This is a genomic window from Streptomyces sp. Ru62 (genome assembly GCF_002920615.1).
Classification (GTDB): domain Bacteria; phylum Actinomycetota; class Actinomycetes; order Streptomycetales; family Streptomycetaceae; genus Streptomyces.
Window position 1 is genome coordinate 261695 of record NZ_PQSU01000001.1, and the last position, 20583, is coordinate 282277.

Sequence of the window (20583 nt, forward strand, 5' to 3'; positions counted from 1 at the left end):
GTGCGCCGGATCGCAACGGGGGCGCGGGCCGGCACACCTCAGTTCCCCAGGAACACCGGGTTGGTGAACGCGGCCATCGCCCCCGGCAGCGGTCCCAGCGCCGTCTCGTGGCGCAGTTCGGCACGCACATAGGCCGCGCGGTCCGGGGTCGTGCGCCACTCCAGGGTGCCCGTGCCGGACACCGGCAGCGGATCGCCGGTGCACAGCACGCCCTGGTCGGTGACGAACCGCACCGAGCAGCGCGGCGCGCCGGACACCTCCAGCCGCACGGTCACCGGGGTGTCGTGCGCGACCGCCAGCCGCTCCCCGATCCCGGCCCGTTCACCTCCCCCGGCCGTCACGGAGAACGCCAGCGAGACGTGCCGCGACTCGGCCACGTACGACCGCCCCGCCCGCAGCCCCTCCTGGATCGCCTCCCGGGTCAGGCCGTCGGCGAGGACCACCGTCTGGGGCAGCCCGACGACGTCCGGGGCGCGGTGGGCGTCGCTGTTGCCCATCGCCGGCAGCCACGCCCGCCCGCCCCGCGCCGACGCCACCAGCCCCGCGTCCCAGGCCGCCAGCGCCAGTTCGTCGTCGGGTGTCCAGGGTCCGTTCCACACCTCCACGGCGTCCGCGTGCGCGAACCCGAACTTCCAGGCGCAGCCCACGCAGTCGGCGTACGGATGGGCCGGGACGACGAGACCGCCGGCCCGCCGGATCTCCCGCGCGAAGTGCGCCCAGCGGCCGTCCCGGGCCCGGTAGCGCCAGTCGACGAAGGTGCCCGGCTCGGTGCCGAGGGCCAGGACGTGCCCGTTCCTGGTGGTGACCTCCTCGCCGAGCAGCACCAGCAGGTCGTCGCCGGCCGCGTCGGCCCAGTGGGCGTGCGAGGCGTGCGTGTTGTGGTCGGAGCTGTTGAGGAAGTCGAGCCCGGCCGCGCGGGCCAGGTCCGCGATCCCGGCCGGGGTGCGGCGCCCGTCGGAGTGCCAGGAGTGCAGGTGGCAGTCGCCCCGGTACCAGTCCCGGCCCCGCCCCCGGGCCCGGTCCGGCGGGTACACCGTCCGTGGCGTCTCCCCGGCCGCCCCTTCCGTCAGCGTGACGGTCACCTCGTACGGCAGCCCCTGCGGTGCCACGGTGTACGGCCCGAGCGCGATGTACCAGGTGCCGGGGGACAGCGGCCCGGGGAGATATCCGGGCGTGGCCTCGTCCGCCCGTACGAAGAACTCGCTGCGCGCCCCGCCCGACCACCCCCGGAACCCCCGCCCGCCCAGCTCGGTGCCGCGCGTGTCGAACAACCCGATGTCGAGGGCGTTGCCGGGGGTGCCGGGTGGCACGGGGGGCTTGTCGTAGCTGTAGGAGACCTTCAACTCGCCGGTCCCAGGCGGTACTTCGAAAGGGAGGTACACGTAGTCCGGCGAACCCGGTGCCAAGGTGCCGCGCAAGGTCGTCACAAGGGCCACGGTAGGCGCCTGAAGGGGCGCGGGACAGTATCAAGAGGCGACTTTGCCGCGTGGGCGCGACCAGCCACACCGAACCCGCGCGCACCCCTGACGAGCAACCGACCAGTCGGTACGATGCCTCATGCGCATCTCCGTCACGATCTTCCTCACCGACGAGACCATCACCCCCACCCACCTCGCCCGCGAACTGGAACAGCGCGGGTTCTCCGGCCTCTACCTCCCGGAACACACCCACATCCCCGTCGACCGCACCACCCCCTACCCCGCCGGCGGCGACCTCCCCCGCGAGTACGGCCGTACCCTCGACCCCTTCGTGGCCCTGGCCCAGGCAGCGGCCGTGACCGAGCGGCTGGCGCTCGGTACCGGCATCACCCTCGTCGCCCAGCACGACCCCATCGACCTCGCCAAGCAGATCGCCTCGCTCGACCACCTGTCCGGCGGCCGCTTCACCCTCGGCCTCGGCTACGGCTGGAACGTGGAGGAGGCCGCCGACCACGGCGTCACCTGGCGGACCCGCCGGGAACTGGTCCGGGACCGGATGGCGCTGATGCGCGCGCTGTGGAGCGAGGAGCCGACCGCGTACGAGGGGGAGTTCGGCGCCGTACGGGCCAGCTTCGCCCACCCCAAGCCCGTGCAGAAGCCGCGCGGCCCGGTCGTCGGCCCCCGCACGCTCGTCGGCGGGGCCGCCGGGCCCAAGCTGTTCGCGCACATCGCCGAGTACGCCGACGGCTGGCTGCCGATCGGCGGGCGCGGACTCTCCGAAGCGCTGCCCGTGCTGCGCTCGGTGTGGGCGGACGCGGGCCGCGACCCGGCCGCCCTCCAGGTCGTCCCGTACGCCGTCCGGCCCACCCCCGGCAAGCTCGCCCACTACGCCGAACTGGGCATCGAGGAGGTCGTGGTGCAGTTGCCGCCGGTCCGGGAGGCGGAGGTGCTGCGGGCGCTCGACGCCTACGGCCCGCTCCTCCCGGACAGTGCCCCGCAACCGTGATCAAAGCGAACGTATGCTCAAGGGATGACGACTTCCGCGACCTCCGGAACCGGCCCCACCGAGAACTCCATGCGTCGCGCCCTCAAACGCGCCCGGGACGGCGTCGCCCTCGACGTCGCCGAGGCGGCGGTACTGCTCCAGGCGCGGGGTGAGGACCTCACCGACCTCGCCGCCTCCGCCGCCCGGGTGCGGGACGCGGGCCTGGAGGCGGCGGGCAGGCCCGGCGTCATCACGTACTCGAAGAGCGTCTTCATCCCCCTCACCCGGCTGTGCCGGGACAAGTGCCACTACTGCACGTTCGTCACCGTGCCCGGCAAGCTGCGCCGCGCCGGGCACGGCATGTTCATGTCCCCCGATGAGGTGCTGGACATCGCCCGCAAGGGCGCCGCCCTCGGCTGCAAGGAAGCCCTGATCACCCTCGGCGACAAGCCGGAGGACCGCTGGCCCGAGGCGCGCGAGTGGCTCGACGCGCACGGCTACGACGACACCATCGCCTACGTCCGCGCCATCTCCATCCGCATCCTGGAGGAGACGGGACTCCTTCCCCACCTCAACCCGGGCGTGCTGACGTGGACCGACTTCCAGCGGCTGAAGCCCGTCGCGCCCAGCATGGGCATGATGCTGGAGACGACCGCGACCCGTCTGTGGTCCGAGCCGGGCGGCCCGCACCACGGCTCCCCGGACAAGGAACCGGCCGTCCGGCTGCGCGTCCTGGAGGACGCCGGCCGCTCCTCCGTCCCCTTCACCTCCGGCCTGCTCATCGGCATCGGCGAGACCTACGAGGAGCGCGCGGAGTCCCTGTTCGCGCTCCGGAAGGTCTCCCGGGCCTACCACGGCATCCAGGAGCTGATCATCCAGAACTTCCGCGCCAAGCCGGACACGGCGATGCGCGGCATGCCGGACGCCGAACTGGACGACCTCGTCGCCACGGTGGCCGTCGCCCGGCACATCATGGGCCCGTCGGCCTGCCTCCAGGCCCCGCCGAACCTGCTCGACGCCGAGTACGAGCGGCTGATCGGCGCCGGCATCGACGACTGGGGCGGGGTCTCCCCGCTGACCATCGACCACGTCAACCCCGAACGCCCCTGGCCGCAGATCGACGAACTCACCGAGCGCTCCCGGGCAGCCGGCTTCGAACTGCGTGAACGCCTCTGCGTCTACCCGGAGTTCGTCCGCCGCGGCGAGCCCTGGCTGGACCCGCGGCTGCGCCCGCACGTGTCCGCCCTCGCCGACCCGGAGACGGGCCTCGCCCTGCCGGACGCGCCGGTCACGGGCCGGCCCTGGCAGGAGCCGGAGGAGGTGTTCACCGCCACCGGCCGCACGGACCTGCACGCGTCCATCGACACCGAGGGACGCACCGGTGACCGGCGCGCCGACTTCGACGAGGTGTACGGCGACTGGGAGGCCCTGCGGGAGGCGGCGGCCCCCGGCATGGCGCCGGAACGCATCGACGCCGACGTGCGCGAGGCGCTGCGCACGGCGGCCGACGACCCCACCCGGCTGACCGACGCCGAGGCCCTCGCCCTGCTGCACGCGGACGGTCCGGCGCTGGACGCGCTGTGCCGGGTGGCCGACGACGTCCGCAGGTCCGCGGTCGGCGACGACGTCACCTACATCGTCACCCGCAACATCAACTTCACCAACGTCTGCTACACCGGCTGCCGGTTCTGCGCCTTCGCGCAACGCCGCACGGACGCGGACGCCTACACACTCTCGCTGGAGCAGGTCGCCGACCGCGCCCAGCAGGCGTGGGAGGTCGGCGCGGTCGAGGTGTGCATGCAGGGCGGCATCCACCCGGACCTGCCGGGCACCGCGTACTTCGACATCGCGAAGGCGGTGAAGGAGCGCGTCCCGGGCATGCACGTGCACGCCTTCTCCCCGATGGAGGTGGTCAACGGCGCGACCCGGACCGGCCTTTCGATCCGCGAGTGGCTCACGGCCGCCAAGGAGGCGGGCCTGGACTCCGTCCCCGGCACGGCGGCGGAGATCCTGGACGACGAGGTCCGCTGGGTGCTGACCAAGGGCAAGCTGCCCACGGCCACCTGGATCGAGGTGATCCGCACCGCGCACGAGCTGGGCATCCGCTCGTCGTCCACGATGATGTACGGGCATGTGGACCAGCCCCGGCACTGGCTCGGCCATCTGCGCACGCTGGCCGGGATCCAGCGCGAGACGGGCGGCTTCACCGAGTTCGTGACGCTCCCGTTCATCCACACCAACGCGCCGGTGTACCTGGCCGGCATCGCCCGGCCCGGCCCGACGCTGCGGGACAACCGGGCGGTGACGGCGATGGCCCGCCTCCTGCTGCACCCCTGGATCCCCAACATCCAGACAAGCTGGGTCAAACTGGGCACCGAGGGTGCGGCGGAGATGCTCCGCTCCGGCGCGAACGACCTCGGCGGGACACTCATGGAGGAGACGATCTCCCGCATGGCGGGCTCCTCGTACGGCTCCTACAAGTCGGTCCGCGACCTGGTCGCGGTGGCGGAGGCGGCCGGCCGCCCCGCGAAGCCGCGCACCACCCTCTACGGCGAGGTACCGGAGGAACGGCAGCGGGCGGCCGAGGCGTCCGACGGCCACCTGCCGGACCTGCTCCCGGTCCTGGACTGAGCGGCCTCCCGGACCGATCCCCCTCCGCGGACTGAGTACGATGATCCGACCCCTGTGCTGAGAAGGGGGACCCGTAGCGGAGGAGATGCGTCCCGTGGCTGCCCGACTGCCCTCGTGGGCCTGGGTCACCGGTCTGACGGCGGGGGCGACCGCTGCCGTCGTCGCCCTCGCCGTGCAGGCGAACCACGGGCCGCATCCCACGGCCGCCGTGACCAGGCCCACCGCGTCGGCGTCCGCGAGCCCCCACGCGTCCCTGACACCGAGGACGCCGTCCGCCCCCGCCCTGCCGGACGAGTCCGGCGAGGGCCGCCGGATCGTCTACTCGCTCGGCGAGAAGCGGGTCTGGCTGGTCGACGCGACCGGCAAGGCGGCCCGCACGTTCACGGTGTGGCCGGGCACGGTGAGCCCGCAGCCCGGCCGCTACTCGATCACCCTGCGCACCCAGTCCCTCAAGGGCTCGGACGGCGTGCAGATCGAGCACATCATGTACTTCACCAAGGTGTCCGATGTGAACATAGCCTTCTCCAACGCCCTGGACGGCTCCTCGCCCCCGCCCGCGAACGGCCAGAAACTGGGCGGCATCCGCCTCCACAAGGAGGACGGAGCCGCCCTGTGGGCCTTCGGCGACCAGGGCACCCGGGTCACGGTGGTCAAGTAGCGTCCCCGCGGGACCACTCGGAAGCGGGGGTCGACGTGGTGCGGTCCGGCGGAACCGGGGTCGCGGTCGCCGTCGGCAGATCCTCTTCCGGCCGGTGCGCACCGGTCCACTCCGTGGCGCCGTCGACCCGTACGTCCGCCAGGCCGGCCCCGGCGAGTTCCGCTCCGGTCACATCCGCTCCCCTCAGGTCCGCCTCCGTCAGGTCCGCCTCCCGCAGGTCCGTCTTGTAGAGGTTCGCCCGGGACAGGTCGGCACCGCGGAGGTTCGTCCGCCTCAGCGCGGCACCCCGCAGGTCCGCGCCGGACAGCTTCGTGCCTCCCAGGTCACCGCGCGAGAACACCGCGTCGGCGAGCAGCGCACCGCTCAGATCGGCGCCTTTGAGATCGACGTCGGCGAGCTGGACGCCCCGCAGATCGATGGCCCGGTCCCCGTCGTGCGCGGCATCGCGCTGGCCGAGCACGGAGAGCGCCGCCTGGATGTCCGGTGCCTTCTGCGCCGAGGTCACCTTCTTGGCCGCGTGGGTGCGGATGTACTGGGACAGGTCGTCGATCACCGCCGGCTGCTTCCGCGGCGAGTCCTCCATGATGCCCTGCAAGGAGAAGATCGCCCCCCTGCGGATGTTGACGGAGTCGTCGTCCAGCCGCTCGATCGCCTTGTCGTACCGGTCCGCGATCTGCCCCTGCTCCGAGATGGTCAGCTCCTCGGACACCTGCGTGACGGACACCCAGGTGAAGACCAGGGTGGCGACCGCTGTCAGCCCGGGGAGCAGCGTCGCGAGGAGCCCCGCCCGCTGACCCCAGCCCTCCGGGCCGGCCGCCGGACCGGTCCCCGCCCCCGCCGTTCCGCCGGTCCGCTCCGGGGCCCTGGGGCGGTACCCGGGGCGACGCGCGCCCAGCGGAGCCCGGGGCCGCTGCCCGGCCGCCCGGCCGGCCCGCGCCCGGCGCTCGGCGATCCGCCGCAGCTGTCCGCCCCGCGCCCCCGCCCGGGGTGTGCCCCGCGTCATGCGGAGTCGGCCCGCCGGACCGGTCCCGGCAGCAGGTTGACGATCAACGCGACGCCGCTGAGCAGGAACACGCGGGTCGCCGCGTCCAGGCCGTTCCACGTCTTCGACTGCCACATCGCGAACCACTCGCCGCCGATCGCGATGAACCCGGCGCCGAAGAGCAGCAGGAGCATCAGCAGACCGTAGGTGGACCAGCGCCGGGCGAGGTCGTCCCTCCGCCGCGCCCACAGATACGTCCCCCGGATCAGCAGCAGGGCCGCCACGCTCTCCCACACGATGATGAGGACGTACGCGGTGTCCTCAAGTGCCGTACTGGTGACGGCCCGCCACATCAGGTCGTCGTCCTTGAACGTCGTGTCCATCGCCAGTACGTGCCGTACGAACTGCTGGTTGGTCCCGAAGTCCGTGATGTTCCCGAGCGCGACGAGGGCGATGTAGAGGGCGAGTATGCCGGTGAGCACACCGGCGGCGAGTCTGAGGCCGGTGTGATGGGTGGGGGTGGTGGTCATGGCTGGATTCTTCCCGGTGGCCGCCCCGGTCCGCCGTACGCATTGCGCCAGAATCCGGCCGCGCGGCGCTGAACGGACCGTTCCCGGTCGATTACAGTGCTGGGCGTCGTACAGGCGGACGGTGCCAGGGGAGGTCTGGTGGGGGCGACAGCCGGTGCCGTCTGGGGGCGTGCCGAACAGCAGGACTTCCGGAGCCGGGTGCGGGGCACGCTGCTCGGGGCCGCGGTGGGCGACGCGCTGGGCGGGCCCGCCGATCCCCTGTCCCTCGCGGAGATCCGGGCCGCGTACGGCGGTGAGGGGCTGCTGGACCTGGCCTTCGGGCACGGGCGGCGCGGCACGGTCACCCATCACACCCAGCTGACCCTGTTCACCGTGGACGGGCTGATACGCGCCCAGGTGCGCCGCGACACCGGCGCCTGGCACCCGCCGACCGATCTGCACCGGGCCTATCTGCGCTGGGCGGCCACCCAGCGGGACTGGGGTCCCGACGAGCGCCGCAAGGACGACGGCTGGCTGGCCCGCGAGGAGTGGCTGTATGCCCGCCGGGAGCCCACCCGCGCGCTGCTCATCGGGTTCGGCGACGACACCATGGGCACGCTGGAGTCCCCGAAGAACCCGGGGGAGCTGGGGCCCGAGGCGGTCGCCCGCTCGGCACCCTTCGGCCTCCTCGTCGGCTGGGAACCCCAACTGGTCGTCCAGCTGGCCGTGGAGTGCGCGGCCCAGACCCACGGCCACCCCATCGCCTACCTGTCGGCGGGCGCGTACGCCGTGATCGTGCACGCGCTGGCCCGCGGCGACAGCCTGGACGGCGCCGTGCAGCGGGCCCTCGCCCTGCTCGCCGTCCGCCCCGGCCACCAGCCGGTCTCCGACGCCCTCCAGCACGCCCTCGGCGCGGTACGGCAGGGGATGCCGACCCCGGCCCGGGTGGAGGAGCTGGCCGGCGACGGTACGGCGGACGGGCTGCTGGCCGCCTCCGTGTACTGCGCGCTGGTGGGGGAGGACGTACGGCACGGGCTGTCCCTGGCGGTGAACCAGAGCGGCCCCTCCGCCGCGGCGGGCGCCCTCACCGGCGGCCTCCTCGGCGCCCTGCACGGCGAAACGGCCCTCCCGCCGGCCTGGCTGGCCGAACTGGAGGGCCGTCCCACGATCCTGGAACTGGCCGACGACTTCGCGATGGAGATGACCCAGGGCCCCGCTCTCCACGGGCCGGCCGGTTCGTCACCGGGGTGGCTGGCCCGGTATCCGCGGGCGTGAGCGCCGGGAGGGGGCGCGGGGCCGTGTCGGACATGCGGCTCCGCCGCGTGGGCGCGAGCGACCCGAGGGACCCGCGCCGAATCCCCGCGGCAACCCCTACGGCGCTCCGACCACGTCGTCCCCCGCACCCGCGGGGACCGGCACGGCCGCCGCGGCGCCGGCGTCCCCGTCCGTGTTGACCTTCTCGATGACGGCCAGGCGGGCCGGGGTGTCCTCCGGCTTGAGGTAGCCGATGAGGATGTACAGGATCAGGGAGACCGCGAGCGGGATCGAGACCTGGTACTGGAGCGGGACGCCACCGTCGACGTTCCAGTTGATGGGGTAGTTGACCAGCCAGAAGGCCAGCAGACCCGCCGCCCAGCTGGTGAGCGCCGCCGTCGGGCCGGAGCGGCGGAACGGGCGGAGCAGGCCGAGCATCATCGGGATCGCGATCGGGCCCATCAGACCGGCGACCCACTTGATGACGACGGTGATGATGTCCTTGAAAGTGGGGGAGTTGACCTGGGTCGCGACCGCCATGGACAGGCCGAGGAAGACGACCGTCGTGACGCGGGCCGCGATCAGTCCCGACCGCTCGTTCCAGCCCCGTGCCCTGGCCGACAGCACCGGCGCCACGTCCCGGGTGAACACGGCGGCGATCGCGTTGGCGTCGGAGGAGCACATCGCCATGGTGTGGGAGAAGAACCCGACGATGACGAGGCCCAGCAGGCCGTGCGGCAGGAGCTGTTCGGTCATCAGGGCGTAGGAGTCGGAGCCGTCCGGCTTCTGCGCGTGGACCAGCAGCGGGGACATCCACATCGGGAAGAACAGCACCACCGGCCAGACCAGCCACAGCACCGCCGACAGCCGGGCCGAGCGCTCGGCCTCGTAGGCGCTGCCGGTGGCCATGTAGCGCTGGGCCTGGTTGAGCATGCCGCCGTTGTACTCGAAGAGCTTGATGAAGAGGAACGCGAGGAGGAACACCGTGCCGTAGGGTCCGACCAGCGGCTTGCCGTGCCCGTGCAGGGCCGGCTCGTCCCAGGCGCCGAAGAAGCCGATGTTCTTGTCGTTCAGCTTCAGCACGACGGCCACGAACATCGCGATGCCGGCGAGCAACTGGATGACGAACTGGCCGAGTTCGGTCAGCGCGTCCGCCCACAGGCCGCCGATCGTGCAGTAGACCGCGGTGATCGCGCCGGTGATGAGGATGCCCTGGTTCAGCGAGATACCGGTGAAGACGGACAGCAGGGTGGCGATGGCCGCCCACTTGGCGCCCACGTCCACGATCTTCAGCAGCATGCCGGACCAGGCGAGCGCCTGCTGCGTGGGCAGGTTGTAACGGTTCTTCAGGTACTCCAGCGGGGAGGCCACATGGAGCCGGGAACGCAGTCGGTTGATGCGGGGCGCGAACAGCTTCGACCCGATGGCGATGCCGAGCGCGATGGGGAAGGACCAGGTGATGAAGGAGGTGACGCCGTAGGTGTAGGCGATGCCCGCGTACCCGGTGAACATCACGGCGCTGTAGCCCGACATGTGGTGCGAGATGCCGGAGAGCCACCAGGGCATCTTGCCGCCGGCCGTGAAGAAGTCGGAAACGTTGTCCACGCGCTTGTGCGACCAGACGCCGATCGCGACCATCACACCGAAGTAGCCGATGAGCACGGCCCAGTCGAGACTGTTCATGTGCCCGATCGTGGGTCCGCCCACGTGAACACGACAAGCAAGCGTAAGGTCAAGTCAGAGTAAAATTGTTCGGCTTGCTGATCTGTGTTCATCAGTGTGAACCGCCCGACGCGCGGGGAGAGTTGGGTCAGCGCATCAGCTCTCGCGCGTTGACCAGCAACGACTGCTCCGTGATCGCCCGCCTTCAGCGCCGGCCGCTACGAAGGCCGCATGAGGCACGTCTTCATGGCCACGGCGGGACTGGGCCGGGTGGAGCTGGTGGCGCCGTTCATCCCGGCGGCGCCGGGCACGGACACGTACGCCGATCGGCTCCGCCGACCGTCAGGGCCTCTTCAGCTCGTCGGGGCACGGCGTGCCGCGCGGCAACTGGTACGGCGCGGCCAGCCGGTACGTGCCCGGCCTCGGCGCGAGCAGCGTGGTCCACTTGTCCCCGTCGACGTCCTCCGGCGTCGCCATCAGGCACGCCTTGACCTTGTCGTAGGACTGGCTCTTGCCGTGCTCGTCGACGATGCTCAGCCAGGGCGAGTACGGGATCCGGATCAGGATCCGCCCGGCCTTGCTCACCCGCAGCGTCATCTCGCCCTGCTCGGCCCGGTCCACCACCGCGTTCGGCTCGGCGAGCGGCGCCGGATCGGTCACCTTGAAGAGCTGCCAGTTCGCGTCGCCCCAGATCTGCTTCAGATACGGCATCCCGCGCCGCAGCAGCTGCCGCTCGCGCTCGCCGCCGTCACCGTCCGGGTTGTCCTTGGGCAGCACCACGTAGTGCACGGCCCACCGCTGGAGCCACTCGTGGTAGTTCGCCGAGTTGAGCGTGTCGTCGTAGAAGAGCGGGTTGCGCTCCATGTCGGCCTGCCGGTTCCAGCCGCGGGCCAGGTTGACGTACGGCGCGAGCGCGGAGGCCTCGCGGTGCGAGCGGGCCGGGACCACCTCGACCCGGCCCTTCTCCGCGCCGACCTTCTGCAGCTCGTTGACCAGCGGGGCGAGCTCCCGCGCCCAGGAGGCGGCCGGGGTGGTGTGGATGATGTCGTCCACCGATTTGAAGCCGATCCAGCCGGCGAAGCCGAGGAAGGCCAGCACGGTCACGTACCACTTGCGGGACTTCGGGACGGTGTACGGCAGGGCCGCGATCAGGGCCGCGCCCGCGAACATCATCGGCAGCCGCGAGATGTTGGACCCGATCTGCGAGCTGATCAGCCACACCAGGACCACGGCGACGCTGTAGACGGCGGCGGTCAGCCGGACCGTCACCCACTCCTTCGGCACCAGGAACAGGCACAGCAGGCCGTACAACAGCGGCATGATCACCGAGCCGAACCCCATCGGCTGGGTGCCGGAGAACGGGAACAGCCAGGCCGACACCGCGACCACCGCCGCCGGCGCCAGCCCCAGCGCCCACGCGCCCGGCCGCCGCTTCTGCAGGAACAGGGCGACCGCGACCAGACCCACGAACAGTCCCGCGACCGGCGAGGCCATCGTGGCGAGCGCCGCCAGCGGGGCGGCGACCAGGGCCTTCGCCCAGCGTTTGAACCGCCACCGGTACGGCCAGCAGAACACCGCCGCGACCGCGCCGAGCGCGAACATCGTGCCGAGCCCGAAGGTCACCCGGCCGGAGATCGCGTTGCACAGGAACGCGAAGACGCCGGCGAGCGAGGCCCACAGCGGGTTCCTCACCGCCCGGCTGCGGATCAGCACCATCGTCAGCAGGCCGGCCGAGACCGTCCCGGCGATCATCATCGTCGTCCGCACCCCGAGGACCGACATCAGATACGGCGACACCACGCTGTACGACACCGGGTGCATGCCGCCGTACCAGGCGAGGTTGTACGCCGAGTCCGGGTGCCGGCCGACGAACTCCGCCCACGCGTCCTGCGCGGCGAGATCGCCACCGCTGTTCGCGAACGTGAAGAACCAGATGATGTGCAGCACGCCCGAGAGCGCCGTCATCGACAGCGCGGGGTGCCGGAGCAGCCGCTGCCGGAGCGGTTCCAGGGCGGCGAGCAGCCGGGCGCGTCCGCCGGGGCGCACCCCGGCGTCGGGCCCGGCGACGCGCCGGGCCGGGTCAGTCGTGGACAGACGTATTCGCGGGCCGGATCCCGGGCCCGGATCCGCGTCGTCGGCGTGTGTCGGCTCCGCTGTGGCCACCTGAAGGCACTCCCCGTGTCCCGTCTTCTGTTCTCGGCCGCTTCCCTCGGAGTACCCGGCCGCGTTCCGTCCAGTTCGCGGCCCTGTCCCGGGACCGGCGACCTGCCCCGATTCGTGACGCTAGCACGCACCCCGCCACAGGGCTCCCGGGTGGGGGCTCCATGACGGGGTGCGCGGGGGACGGGGACGGGCGGGCGGGGGCGTACGGCCGGGGTGGGCGGGGGCGCACGGCCGGCCCCGGCCGGTCAGCCCAGCCGGGTCAGCCTGGCGCCGATGCCGGGCTCGGTCAGGTCCTTCTGGAGGGCCACCGGGACCTTCACCGCACCGGCCGAACCGTCACCCACGGTGAGCGTCCCGACCCGGGTGCCGGCCTTCGCGCTGTGCGGCACGGTCCCGGACGCGAAGGACAGCTCCACCTTCATCCCGGCCCAGCCGGCCGCCGTGACGTCCTTCGTCACCACGACCGGGGTACGGCCGCCGAGCCGGTCGTCCACGTACCCGACGACGTCCCCCTTCTTCACGATCTTCGCCGACGTCAGCGCGTCCTGGGCGGCGAGCAGCGCCGTCTTGCTGACCGCGTTGACCGTCTGCAGGATCTCCCGCTTGTGCTGGCCGAGGATCGCGCCGACGATCGTCACCGTCTGCCCGCCGACCTGCTTGCGGGAGGCGAAGAGCAGGTTGCCGCCGGCCGCCGTGGTGCTGCCGGTCTTGATGCCGATCGCGCCGATGCGGTACGGCAGCTCGTTGTAGTTCGGCCAGAACTTGCCGGAGGGGTCCGTCCAGCTCGCCGCGCTGCTGATCGCGACCAGGGCCGGGACCTTCACGAAGGCGCGGCCCAGCTTCACCTGGTCCTCGGCCGTGGAGACGGTGGTCTCCTTCAGCCCCGAGGGGTCGGTGTACGTCGTGCCGGTCATCCCCAGTTCCTTGGCGGTGGCGTTCATCTTCTTGACGAACGCCGCCTCCGAGCCCGCGTCCCAGCGCGCGAGCAGCCGCGCGATGTTGTTGGCGGAGGGGATCAGGACGGCCGACAGGGCCTGCTTCTCGGTGAGGGTGTCACCGGCCTTGACGGTGTCGAGCGTCGACTCGCCGGCCTTGTTGTAGCCGCCCTCCTTCTCCGCCGTCGCGTCGACCTTGATCTTCGGGCCCTCCTGGCCCGGCTTCAGCGGGTGGTCCTTGAGGATGATGTACGCCGTCATGGTCTTGGCGACCGAGCCGATGGCCACGGGGGTCTGCTTGCCGAAATGCCCCATCGTGCCCACGCCGTCCACGTCCATCCAGCCCTGGCCCTCGCCGGGCCAGGGCAGCTGGGTGCGGTCGCCGGCGAAGGTGTAGCTGTCCTTGCCGGTGAGCGCGAGGGTGGACGTCGGCAGGGGGCGCACGGCCTGTACGACCGCAAAGATGATCGCGAGCAGCAGGACCAGCGGGGTCCAGATCTTGATCCGCCGCACGAGCGTGCGGACCGGGGTCTCCGGGGGCGGGGGCGTGTTCGTCAGCTCCGCCAGCAGGTCCAGCGGGGGCTTGGGCGGGAGCGGCTGCTGGGTGGTGCGCTCGGGGCCGACCTGGGGGACGGGGGTGGTGGCGTCCGGGGCCTTGGCCTCGGCGGCCGGCTTGCGCAGGTCGTCCTTGAGCGCGACGAACTTGCTGGTGCGTTCGGCGTCGGACTGTCCGGAGTCGGACTCCGGGGTCTTCGGCTTGCCTTCCGGCTTGCCGCCGACCTTGAGCATGGTCGTCGGCTGGTCGACGGGGGGTGTCTTGGGGCGGACGGCCTTGAAGACAGTGGTGGGCTGGTCCACGCCGGTGTCCTTGGTGGCGGGGTCCTCAACGGAGGGCTCCGTGCGGGGCTCGTCGCCGTCCGCCGCCTCGGCTTCGCCTTCGGCGTCCGTGTTCCCACCCGCACGGGGTGCCTGCGGCGGCGTCGGCCGCGGGTCCGCCTCGGCTTCGCCTTCGGCGTCCGTGTTCCCACCCTCACCACCCGTGCGGCTCTCGTCGTCTGCGGGTGGCCCCTGTGGGGCGTCCCCGCCATCGGCGACCTCCGGGCCGTCCTCGCCCTCAGCCGCCTCGTCCTCGACGGCCGTCTTGGCGTCTGCAGCGCTCTCCGCGTCCGCCTCGTCCTCCCGGTCCGTGGCAGACGGGGCGTCAGTCCTGGCCTTCGCGTCGGCAGGGTCCTCCGTCTCGGTCTCCCCGGCCGCGTCCGCGCCCGCGTCAGACGGTCCCTCGGTCTCGCCCTCCGGGCCGGACGAAGCCTCCGCCTCGTTCCCGGCGTCGGCGTCGGCCGACTCCCCCTCGGACGGAGCGTCAGCCTTCGTGCTCTTCTCGCCGGTGTCGTCCGTGTCGTCGCTGTCGTCGGCCTTCGCGGGTGTGTCCCGGCTCGGTTCGCGTACCCAGGTCGACACCGCCGCCTGGAGTTCGGTGTCCTCGGGGTCGGCGGACTGCTCCCGCGCGGTCGGGGTCTCGGGTCGTACCGTCAGGACCTTCGTCGCCGTGTCGCCGCCCGAGGACTTCCGTTCGCGGGACACCGCGAGACGCGGATCGCGCGCCTCGGGAACCGAACCCGCGCTCCCCGACGCCGGTTCCGCCGACGACTCGCGCTGCTTCGACCTGTCGGGGGACTCGCCCGCCACCGATGCCTCCTCCATGCGCCGCACGCCTACGCGCGCGCCCTGTCCGAACCATGTACCAGTGTCCTGTGTGAGGGCTTGGCCCCTGCGGTAGACGAGAACGACATACCTACCGGTTCCCTCACGAACCGGTCACGCACCCTCGACAGACCAATGTGAGAGGGGTCACCCTGTCATTCATCCACGCGGGGAGGCATGGATGGGCAGGAGCCGCAGAACACTTCCGGAGGAGCTTCTGTTGCTCGCACTGGACCCGGCCACGGGTACCACTGCGCAGCCGCAGTCGCTCGACCTCGGTCTGGCCGGTGCACAGCTAGTGGAGCTGGCGCTGGCCGGACGGATAGCCCCAGACGGGGATCGTATCGCCGTGGTGGTGCCACGGCCGACAGGAGATCCGACTCTGGACTGCGCGTTGGAGTTGCTGCGAAGGCGTGGCGCTCCCGTGCGTGCCGTCCACTGGATCGGCGGGCCCCGGCTGGGGCTCAGGCAGACCTACCTCTCGCATCTGGAGCGGTGCGGCATGGTCGCCGCCGTACCCGGCCAGATGTGCGGGGTGCTGCCGACGACGCGTTACCAGGCGACGGACACCGCCATCAGCCGGGAGATCCGCTCCCGGCTGGATTCCGCGATCCGCACCGGCGTGCCGCCGGATCCGCGGACCGCGGCGCTCGCCGCCCTGGCGCACGCCGTCGGGCTCGGCAAGCACCTGTATCCCGGGAACGAGGGCCGGTCGTCCCGGTCCCGGTTGCGGGATCTGATCCGGCACGACCCCATGGGCGGGCTCGTCGCCCACGCCGTCATGGACGTGCAGAACGGCGCGGCGGCAGCCCAGCCGCGTCGTGGCCCGGCCCCGGCCGGCCGGCAGGCCGCGCCCGGCGTCAGGTCCGCGCCGGAACCCGCGCGCGGGATTCCGACACAGCCGCGTCGCGGGTCCATGGCGCGTGCCGTGGCCCACTGAGCCGTAACCCCGGTCCCCACAGACCCGGTTCGGGAGCCGCAGGTCCGAGCGGGGCGGTGAGATCCTTGTGGTCTCGCCGCCCCGCTCGGCCGCGTCCCCGGCTGCATATCCACGGTTTCCCAGCGGTAGAAAGCACCTTGGTGGCAGTCTGCTCAACAGCAGATACGCAAAGTGTTAAGCAACAGGCAGGCAGCCGGAGGTGCGCGTCCCGTGGCGTCCAATGTCAATCCCACCGTCAGGCGGCGCCGGCTCGGCCAGGAGCTGCGCAGGCTCCGTGAGCTCAAGGGCATGACGGCCGAAGAGGTGGCGGAGCGGCTGCTGGTGTCGCAGTCGAAGATCAGCCGGCTGGAGAACGGCCGGAGGAGCATCAGCCAGCGCGACGTGCGCGATCTGTGCGGGGTGTACGAGGTCGAGGACCAGCGGATCGTCGACTCGCTGATGGAGATGGCCCGGGATTCCAGACAGCAGGGCTGGTGGCACACCTTCGGCGACATCCCGTACAGCGTGTACATCGGTCTGGAGACGGACGCCGAGTCGCTGCGGGTGTACGAACCCCAGTTGGTGACCGGGCTGTTGCAGACGCGGGCCTACGCCGAGGCGCTGGTGCAGGGCGCGTTGCCGGAGACGTCGACCGCGGAGATCGAGAAGCGTGTCCAGGTGCGGATGCGCCGACAGGAACGTATCACCGCCCAGGCCAACCCGCTCCGGCTGTGGGTGGTGCTCGACGAGGCCGCGCTGAAGCGGGTCGTGGGCAGCCGGCTGGTGATGCGGGAACAGCTGGAGCACCTGATCGAGATGTCGCAGCTTCCGCACGTCACCGTGCAGGTGCTGCCCTTCGACGTGGGCGCGCATCCGGGGCTCAACGGCCAGTACGCGATCCTGGAGTTCGCCGACGCGGCCGACTCCAGCGTGGTGTACCTGGAGGGCGTGACCAGTGACCTGTACCTGGAGAAGGCGCAGGACGTGCAGAAGTACGCCGTGATGTACGAGCATCTGCGGGCGCAGTCCCTCAACGTGGAGGCGTCCCGGAAGTTCATCGCGGACGTGGCGAAACTGTACGCGGACTGATGCGCTGTCACGCAGGGCGCGGGATCGTACACCGCCGGTCCACTCCAATGGAAGGCTCACCTGGAATATGCCATCCGGTTGAGTGAACGACTCCTCCGTGGCGCGCAGTTGCCCGGTAGCGTCGATCACGCCAGTCAGACGACATGGTTGGCGTGAACCGCACTACCGCAACTCGCAACAGGAGTGGACATGGCACTGATTCAGGGCGCTTCGGAGACGTGGATGAAGTCTTCCTATTCCGCGGGCAACGGCGCCTGCGTCGAGGTCAAGTCGCCCACCGCCGCCGAACTCGCCGTTCGCGACTCCAAGACGCCCGAGGGTCCGATCCTGGCCTTCCCCGCCGACGCATGGAACGCCTTCGTGTCCTCGGTCAAGGCGTGAGGGGTTCTCCCTGACCCTGGTCCGGACAACAACTGCACACGCACCACCAGGAGAGCCCTCTCGACCAGTCGCCGTCCTTGCCGAGAGGGCTCACCGCCTTCTACCGGGCCACCGGGAGGCCCGAGCCGTGCTCAGCCGAGCTGGGCCTCGATCGCGGAGACGACCTCGGCCGACTCCGGCTCGGTCTGCGGCGAGAACCGCGCGACGACCTGACCGTCCCGGCCGATCAAGAACTTCTCGAAGTTCCAGCGGATGTCCCCGCTGTGCCCCTCGGCGTCGGCGAAGCCCACGAGCCGCTCGTACAGCGGATGCCGGCCCGGCCCGTTCACCTCCACCTTCTCCGTCAGCGGGAAGGTCACGCCGTAGGTCGCCGAGCAGAACTCCGCGATCTCCTCGGCGGTGCCGGGCTCCTGCCCGAGGAACTGGTTGCAGGGCACGCCCAGCACGGTGAAGCCCTGCTCGGCGTACCGCTCCTGCAGCTTCTCCAGCCCGGTGTACTGCGGGGTCAGCCCGCACTTGGAGGCCACGTTCACGATGAGGACGGCCTTGCCCGCGAACCGCGACAGATCCGCGGAGCCGCCCTGGAGGGCCTCGATCTCGACGTCCAGCGGGGAGCCGCTGTGCTCAGTAGTCGTCATGCCCGGATGCTAGCCCCGCCGCCCCCCACGCCCCCGCCCGACCTCACCCAGCGCGTCCCCGGCTCCCTTGTCCGGCTTCACCGAGCGCGTCCCGGCTCCTCTGCCTGACTCCGCCCAGCGCGTCCCCGGCTCCCTTGTCCGGCTTGCCCAGCGCGTCACCGGCTCCCGGGCGCAAACGTCACCGGCCCCCGTACGTCACGTCACAGGCCCCCTCGTCCCGCCTCGACCAGAACGTCGCCGGCCGTCGTCCGTGCGTACAGCACCGACCGCCCGGCCCGTCGTCGCGTCACCAGACCCGCCTCCCGGAGCACCTTCAGGTGCCGGCCCACCGAGCCCAGCCCCTGCCCGGTCACGGCGGTCAGCTGGGTGGTGCTCAGGGGGGAGCCGAGGAGGACCAGCACCGCGGCCCGGCCCGGCCCGAGCAGCGCGCTCAGCCCGGCGGGCACCGCCCGGTCGCCGTCCCCGGCCAGGACACCGGCACAGGGGTAGACCACGGCGTACCGCTCATCGCCCTCCCAGGCGACCCAGCCCATGTGCTGCGCGGTCACCGGCACGAACACCAGCTCGGCGCCGGAGATCTCGCGCGGCGGATACTCGTGCAGGTTGATCTGGAACCGGTTGTCCCCGAGCCACCGCGTGCCGCCCGGCCGCAGCGAGTCCAGCACGCTCGCCCAGCCGCCCCGGCTCGCCTGCGCGGTCCGCGCCACCACGTCCGCCTCCAGCACCCGCCGGCGCCGCGCCCAGTACGGTCGTACGGCCTCCTCCCACACCCACTCCAGCAGTACGGCGGCCCGCTCGGGCAGGTCGTCCCGGTCCAGCTCGGCGGGCAGCGGTCCGGCCAGGGAGAGCCGCAGGTGCGCGCGGGCGTCCGCCGGCCGGGTGGCGCGGACACGGGCGATCCCGTCCCGGAAGGTCTCGGAGTCGCGGGGCGTGGGCGTGAGGAAGTCGGCGATCCACTCCCGCCCCAGCCCCGCCCGCACCAGCCGGGCCGTCACCGGGTCGGCCGCGAGCCTGTCCCGGTAGGCGGGCAGGTGCGTGCCCAGCCAGGAGTGCTCACCTGGATGCGTCCCCTGCCCGGCGTGCAGCAGCTTGAGCCCGGCGAAGGTCTCGGCGAGCGGCGAGATGACGAACCGGCTCCGGGCCAGGGTGTCCGCGTTGAGCTGCCACCACCCCACGAGCGCCTCCTCGTACGCCGCGTACGGAACCTTCGCCTACGGGCCCTTCGCGTACGGGCATTTCGCGTACGGACCTTTCGCACGACGGCGAAACAATAACGAGCCCGCTGCGGGCCGTCCGAGACTCCGGAACATGACCGGCTACCGCCCCCTGTTCCGCACCCCCGAGTTCACCCCGCTCTTCCTCGGCGCCGCCGCCCAGACCGCCGCCGGCACCGTCGGCGGCCTCGCCCTCGGCACGCTCGTCCACCGGGCGACCGGCTCCCCGCTCCTGTCGGCGCTGAGCATGTTCGGCCCGTCCCTCGCCCAGGTGCTCGGCGCGACCTTCCTGCTCTCCGGCGCCGACCGGCTGCCCCCGCGCACGACCCTCGCCGCGATCTCGCTGGCCTTCGCCGCCGGCACGGCGGTGCAGGCGCTGCCCGGCCTGCCGCTCGGCGCGCTGTTCACAGTGGTCCTGGTCCTGGGTCTGGTCGCCTCCCTCGGGGGCGGGGTCCGCTGGGGCCTGCTGAACGAGATCCTCGCCAAGGACGGTTATCTGCCCGGACGTTCGCTGTTCAACATGATGAGCGGGCTCATGCAGATCGCCGGGTTCGCCACCGGCGGCGCCCTGCTCGCCATCTTCTCCCCGCGGGCCTGTCTCCTGCTGGCCGTGGCCCTGTACCTGACGGCCGCGCTCGTCCTGCGCCTCGGCCTGACCGCTCGTCCGCCGCGGGCCACCGGCCGCCTCTCCCCGTCGGCGACCTGGCGCGCCAACGCCGAGCTGTGGTCGTCCCGCCCGCGCCGCCTCACCTACCTGGGCCTGTGGCTGCCCAACGGCATGGTCGTCGGCTGCGAGTCCCTCTACGTGTCGTACGCCCCGCACGCGGCCGGCACCCTGTTCGCGTGTGCCGCGCTCGGCATGTTCGCCGGGGACGTGACGGTGGGCCGGCTGCTGCGGCCCGCGGTCCGGCGCCGGCTGGCCACCCCGCTCCTGCTGCTGCTCGCGACGCCGTACCTGTTGTTCTTCGCGCACCCGCCGGTGCCGGTGGCGGTGGTCTGCGTGACCGTGGCCTCCGCCGGTTTCGGCGCGGGCCTGGTCCAGCAGGAGCGGCTGATGAGCCTGACCCCCGGCGACCAGGCCGGCCAGGCGCTGGGACTGCACTCGGCCGGCATGCTCACCTTCCAGGGCGTGAGCGCTGCACTGGCCGGTGCGGTGGCCCAGTTCACCTCGCCGGCCACGGCGATGACCGTGATGGCGACGGGTTCGCTGTGCGTGACGCTGGCGCTGGCAACGGCCGCCGGCCGGGTTCCGGCCCGCTCCCGTCCCGAGCCGGTGCGGGAACCGGGGTGAGACGCGCGGGGTCCCGGCCCGCTCCCGCGCCGAGCCGGTGCGGGAACCGGGGTGATGCGAGCCGGGGTCCGCCCACCGACGTACGGCGTGATCGTCCGTCTGCATGAGGGTGGTTCGGCAGGTCGCGGGCCGCCGGGAGGGCATCCCGTGCAC

16 protein-coding genes are annotated in these 20583 nt (G+C 72.1%); 8 read left to right on the plus strand and 8 right to left on the minus strand.

Annotated features, from left to right (window positions below; genetic code table 11):
• Positions 1-38 precede the first annotated feature (38 nt).
• On the minus strand, positions 39-1427 hold the full coding sequence (locus tag C3492_RS01315; protein ID WP_103809837.1) for a CehA/McbA family metallohydrolase: 1389 nt from the start codon (positions 1425-1427) through the stop codon (positions 39-41).
• A gap of 130 nt (positions 1428-1557) precedes the next feature.
• Here C3492_RS01315 and C3492_RS01320 point away from each other — a divergent pair, with 130 nt between their 5' ends.
• From C3492_RS01320 to C3492_RS01330, 3 genes are all read left to right on the plus strand, one after another.
• Complete coding sequence (locus C3492_RS01320; RefSeq protein ID WP_103809838.1) at positions 1558-2424, plus strand: LLM class F420-dependent oxidoreductase; 867 nt, start codon at positions 1558-1560, stop codon at positions 2422-2424.
• Between the two features lie 24 nt (positions 2425-2448).
• The gene (locus C3492_RS01325; protein WP_103809839.1) at positions 2449-5034 is read left to right on the plus strand and encodes a bifunctional FO biosynthesis protein CofGH; all 2586 of its coding nucleotides are present in this window, start codon (positions 2449-2451) and stop codon (positions 5032-5034) included.
• Positions 5035-5119: 85 nt separating this feature from the next.
• Positions 5120-5692 (plus strand): hypothetical protein, encoded by a 573-nt coding sequence (locus tag C3492_RS01330; protein WP_181140133.1) that lies wholly within the window; start codon positions 5120-5122, stop codon positions 5690-5692.
• On the opposite strand, the gene C3492_RS45330 is transcribed toward C3492_RS01330, so the two are convergent.
• Entirely contained in the window at positions 5685-6695 is a 1011-nt protein-coding gene (locus C3492_RS45330) for a pentapeptide repeat-containing protein (protein WP_258055423.1), read from the minus strand. The genes C3492_RS01330 and C3492_RS45330 overlap by 8 nt on opposite strands.
• Positions 6692-7204 (minus strand): DUF2165 domain-containing protein, encoded by a 513-nt coding sequence (locus C3492_RS01345; RefSeq protein ID WP_103809841.1) that lies wholly within the window; start codon positions 7202-7204, stop codon positions 6692-6694. Before C3492_RS01345 ends, C3492_RS45330 begins: the two co-directional genes overlap by 4 nt.
• Before the next feature lie 138 nt (positions 7205-7342).
• On the opposite strand from C3492_RS01345, the gene C3492_RS01350 reads away from it, so the two are divergent.
• Positions 7343-8458, plus strand: coding sequence for an ADP-ribosylglycohydrolase family protein (locus C3492_RS01350; RefSeq protein ID WP_103809842.1), 1116 nt, complete (start codon positions 7343-7345; stop codon positions 8456-8458).
• Positions 8459-8554: 96 nt separating this feature from the next.
• On the opposite strand, the gene C3492_RS01355 is transcribed toward C3492_RS01350, so the two are convergent.
• The 3 genes from C3492_RS01355 to C3492_RS01365 form a co-directional block, all read right to left on the minus strand.
• Complete coding sequence (locus C3492_RS01355) at positions 8555-10120, minus strand: sodium:solute symporter family protein (protein WP_103809843.1); 1566 nt, start codon at positions 10118-10120, stop codon at positions 8555-8557.
• 321 nt (positions 10121-10441) lie between these two features.
• Positions 10442-12262, minus strand: a complete 1821-nt coding sequence (locus C3492_RS01360) for an MFS transporter (protein ID WP_181140134.1) — start codon at positions 12260-12262, stop codon at positions 10442-10444.
• Between the two features lie 245 nt (positions 12263-12507).
• Positions 12508-14898, minus strand: a complete 2391-nt coding sequence (locus C3492_RS01365) for a D-alanyl-D-alanine carboxypeptidase (protein WP_103809844.1) — start codon at positions 14896-14898, stop codon at positions 12508-12510.
• 181 nt (positions 14899-15079) lie between these two features.
• Between C3492_RS01365 and C3492_RS01370 the strand changes: the two genes are divergently transcribed.
• The 3 genes from C3492_RS01370 to C3492_RS01380 all read left to right on the plus strand — a co-directional run bounded on the left by C3492_RS01370 (position 15080) and on the right by C3492_RS01380 (position 17287).
• Positions 15080-15838: a GPP34 family phosphoprotein gene (locus C3492_RS01370; protein ID WP_103809845.1), complete on the plus strand. Its 759-nt coding sequence runs from the start codon at positions 15080-15082 to the stop codon at positions 15836-15838.
• 210 nt (positions 15839-16048) lie between these two features.
• Entirely contained in the window at positions 16049-16906 is an 858-nt protein-coding gene (locus tag C3492_RS01375; RefSeq protein ID WP_015493273.1) for a helix-turn-helix transcriptional regulator, read from the plus strand.
• A gap of 189 nt (positions 16907-17095) precedes the next feature.
• Positions 17096-17287 (plus strand): DUF397 domain-containing protein, encoded by a 192-nt coding sequence (locus C3492_RS01380; RefSeq protein ID WP_030642837.1) that lies wholly within the window; start codon positions 17096-17098, stop codon positions 17285-17287.
• Between the two features lie 131 nt (positions 17288-17418).
• Here the strand turns inward: C3492_RS01380 and C3492_RS01385 are convergent, their stop codons facing one another.
• Complete coding sequence (locus tag C3492_RS01385; RefSeq protein ID WP_103809846.1) at positions 17419-17925, minus strand: glutathione peroxidase; 507 nt, start codon at positions 17923-17925, stop codon at positions 17419-17421.
• Between the two features lie 200 nt (positions 17926-18125).
• Positions 18126-19100, minus strand: a complete 975-nt coding sequence (locus C3492_RS01390) for a helix-turn-helix transcriptional regulator (protein WP_103809847.1) — start codon at positions 19098-19100, stop codon at positions 18126-18128.
• Between the two features lie 133 nt (positions 19101-19233).
• Here C3492_RS01390 and C3492_RS01395 point away from each other — a divergent pair, with 133 nt between their 5' ends.
• Positions 19234-20430 carry an MFS transporter gene (locus tag C3492_RS01395; protein ID WP_103809848.1) on the plus strand — a complete coding sequence of 399 codons (1197 nt, stop codon included), beginning with the start codon at positions 19234-19236 and terminating at the stop codon, positions 20428-20430.
• Positions 20431-20583: the final 153 nt, after the last annotated feature.

Excerpts from the sequence above, each read along its gene's own strand:
- C3492_RS01370 (WP_103809845.1), top strand. The coding sequence starts at position 15,080 with ATGGGCAGGAGCCGCAGAACACTTCCGGAGGAGCTTCTGTTGCTCGCA.
- C3492_RS45330 (WP_258055423.1), bottom strand. The coding sequence starts at position 6,695 with ATGACGCGGGGCACACCCCGGGCGGGGGCGCGGGGCGGACAGCTGCGG.
- C3492_RS01355 (WP_103809843.1), bottom strand. The coding sequence starts at position 10,120 with ATGAACAGTCTCGACTGGGCCGTGCTCATCGGCTACTTCGGTGTGATG.
- C3492_RS01325 (WP_103809839.1), top strand. The coding sequence starts at position 2,449 with ATGACGACTTCCGCGACCTCCGGAACCGGCCCCACCGAGAACTCCATG.
- C3492_RS01395 (WP_103809848.1), top strand. The coding sequence starts at position 19,234 with ATGACCGGCTACCGCCCCCTGTTCCGCACCCCCGAGTTCACCCCGCTC.
- C3492_RS01330 (WP_181140133.1), top strand. The coding sequence starts at position 5,120 with ATGCGTCCCGTGGCTGCCCGACTGCCCTCGTGGGCCTGGGTCACCGGT.
- C3492_RS01365 (WP_103809844.1), bottom strand. The coding sequence starts at position 14,898 with ATGGAGGAGGCATCGGTGGCGGGCGAGTCCCCCGACAGGTCGAAGCAG.
- C3492_RS01345 (WP_103809841.1), bottom strand. The coding sequence starts at position 7,204 with ATGACCACCACCCCCACCCATCACACCGGCCTCAGACTCGCCGCCGGT.
- C3492_RS01320 (WP_103809838.1), top strand. The coding sequence starts at position 1,558 with ATGCGCATCTCCGTCACGATCTTCCTCACCGACGAGACCATCACCCCC.
- C3492_RS01380 (WP_030642837.1), top strand. The coding sequence starts at position 17,096 with ATGGCACTGATTCAGGGCGCTTCGGAGACGTGGATGAAGTCTTCCTAT.
- C3492_RS01385 (WP_103809846.1), bottom strand. The coding sequence starts at position 17,925 with ATGACGACTACTGAGCACAGCGGCTCCCCGCTGGACGTCGAGATCGAG.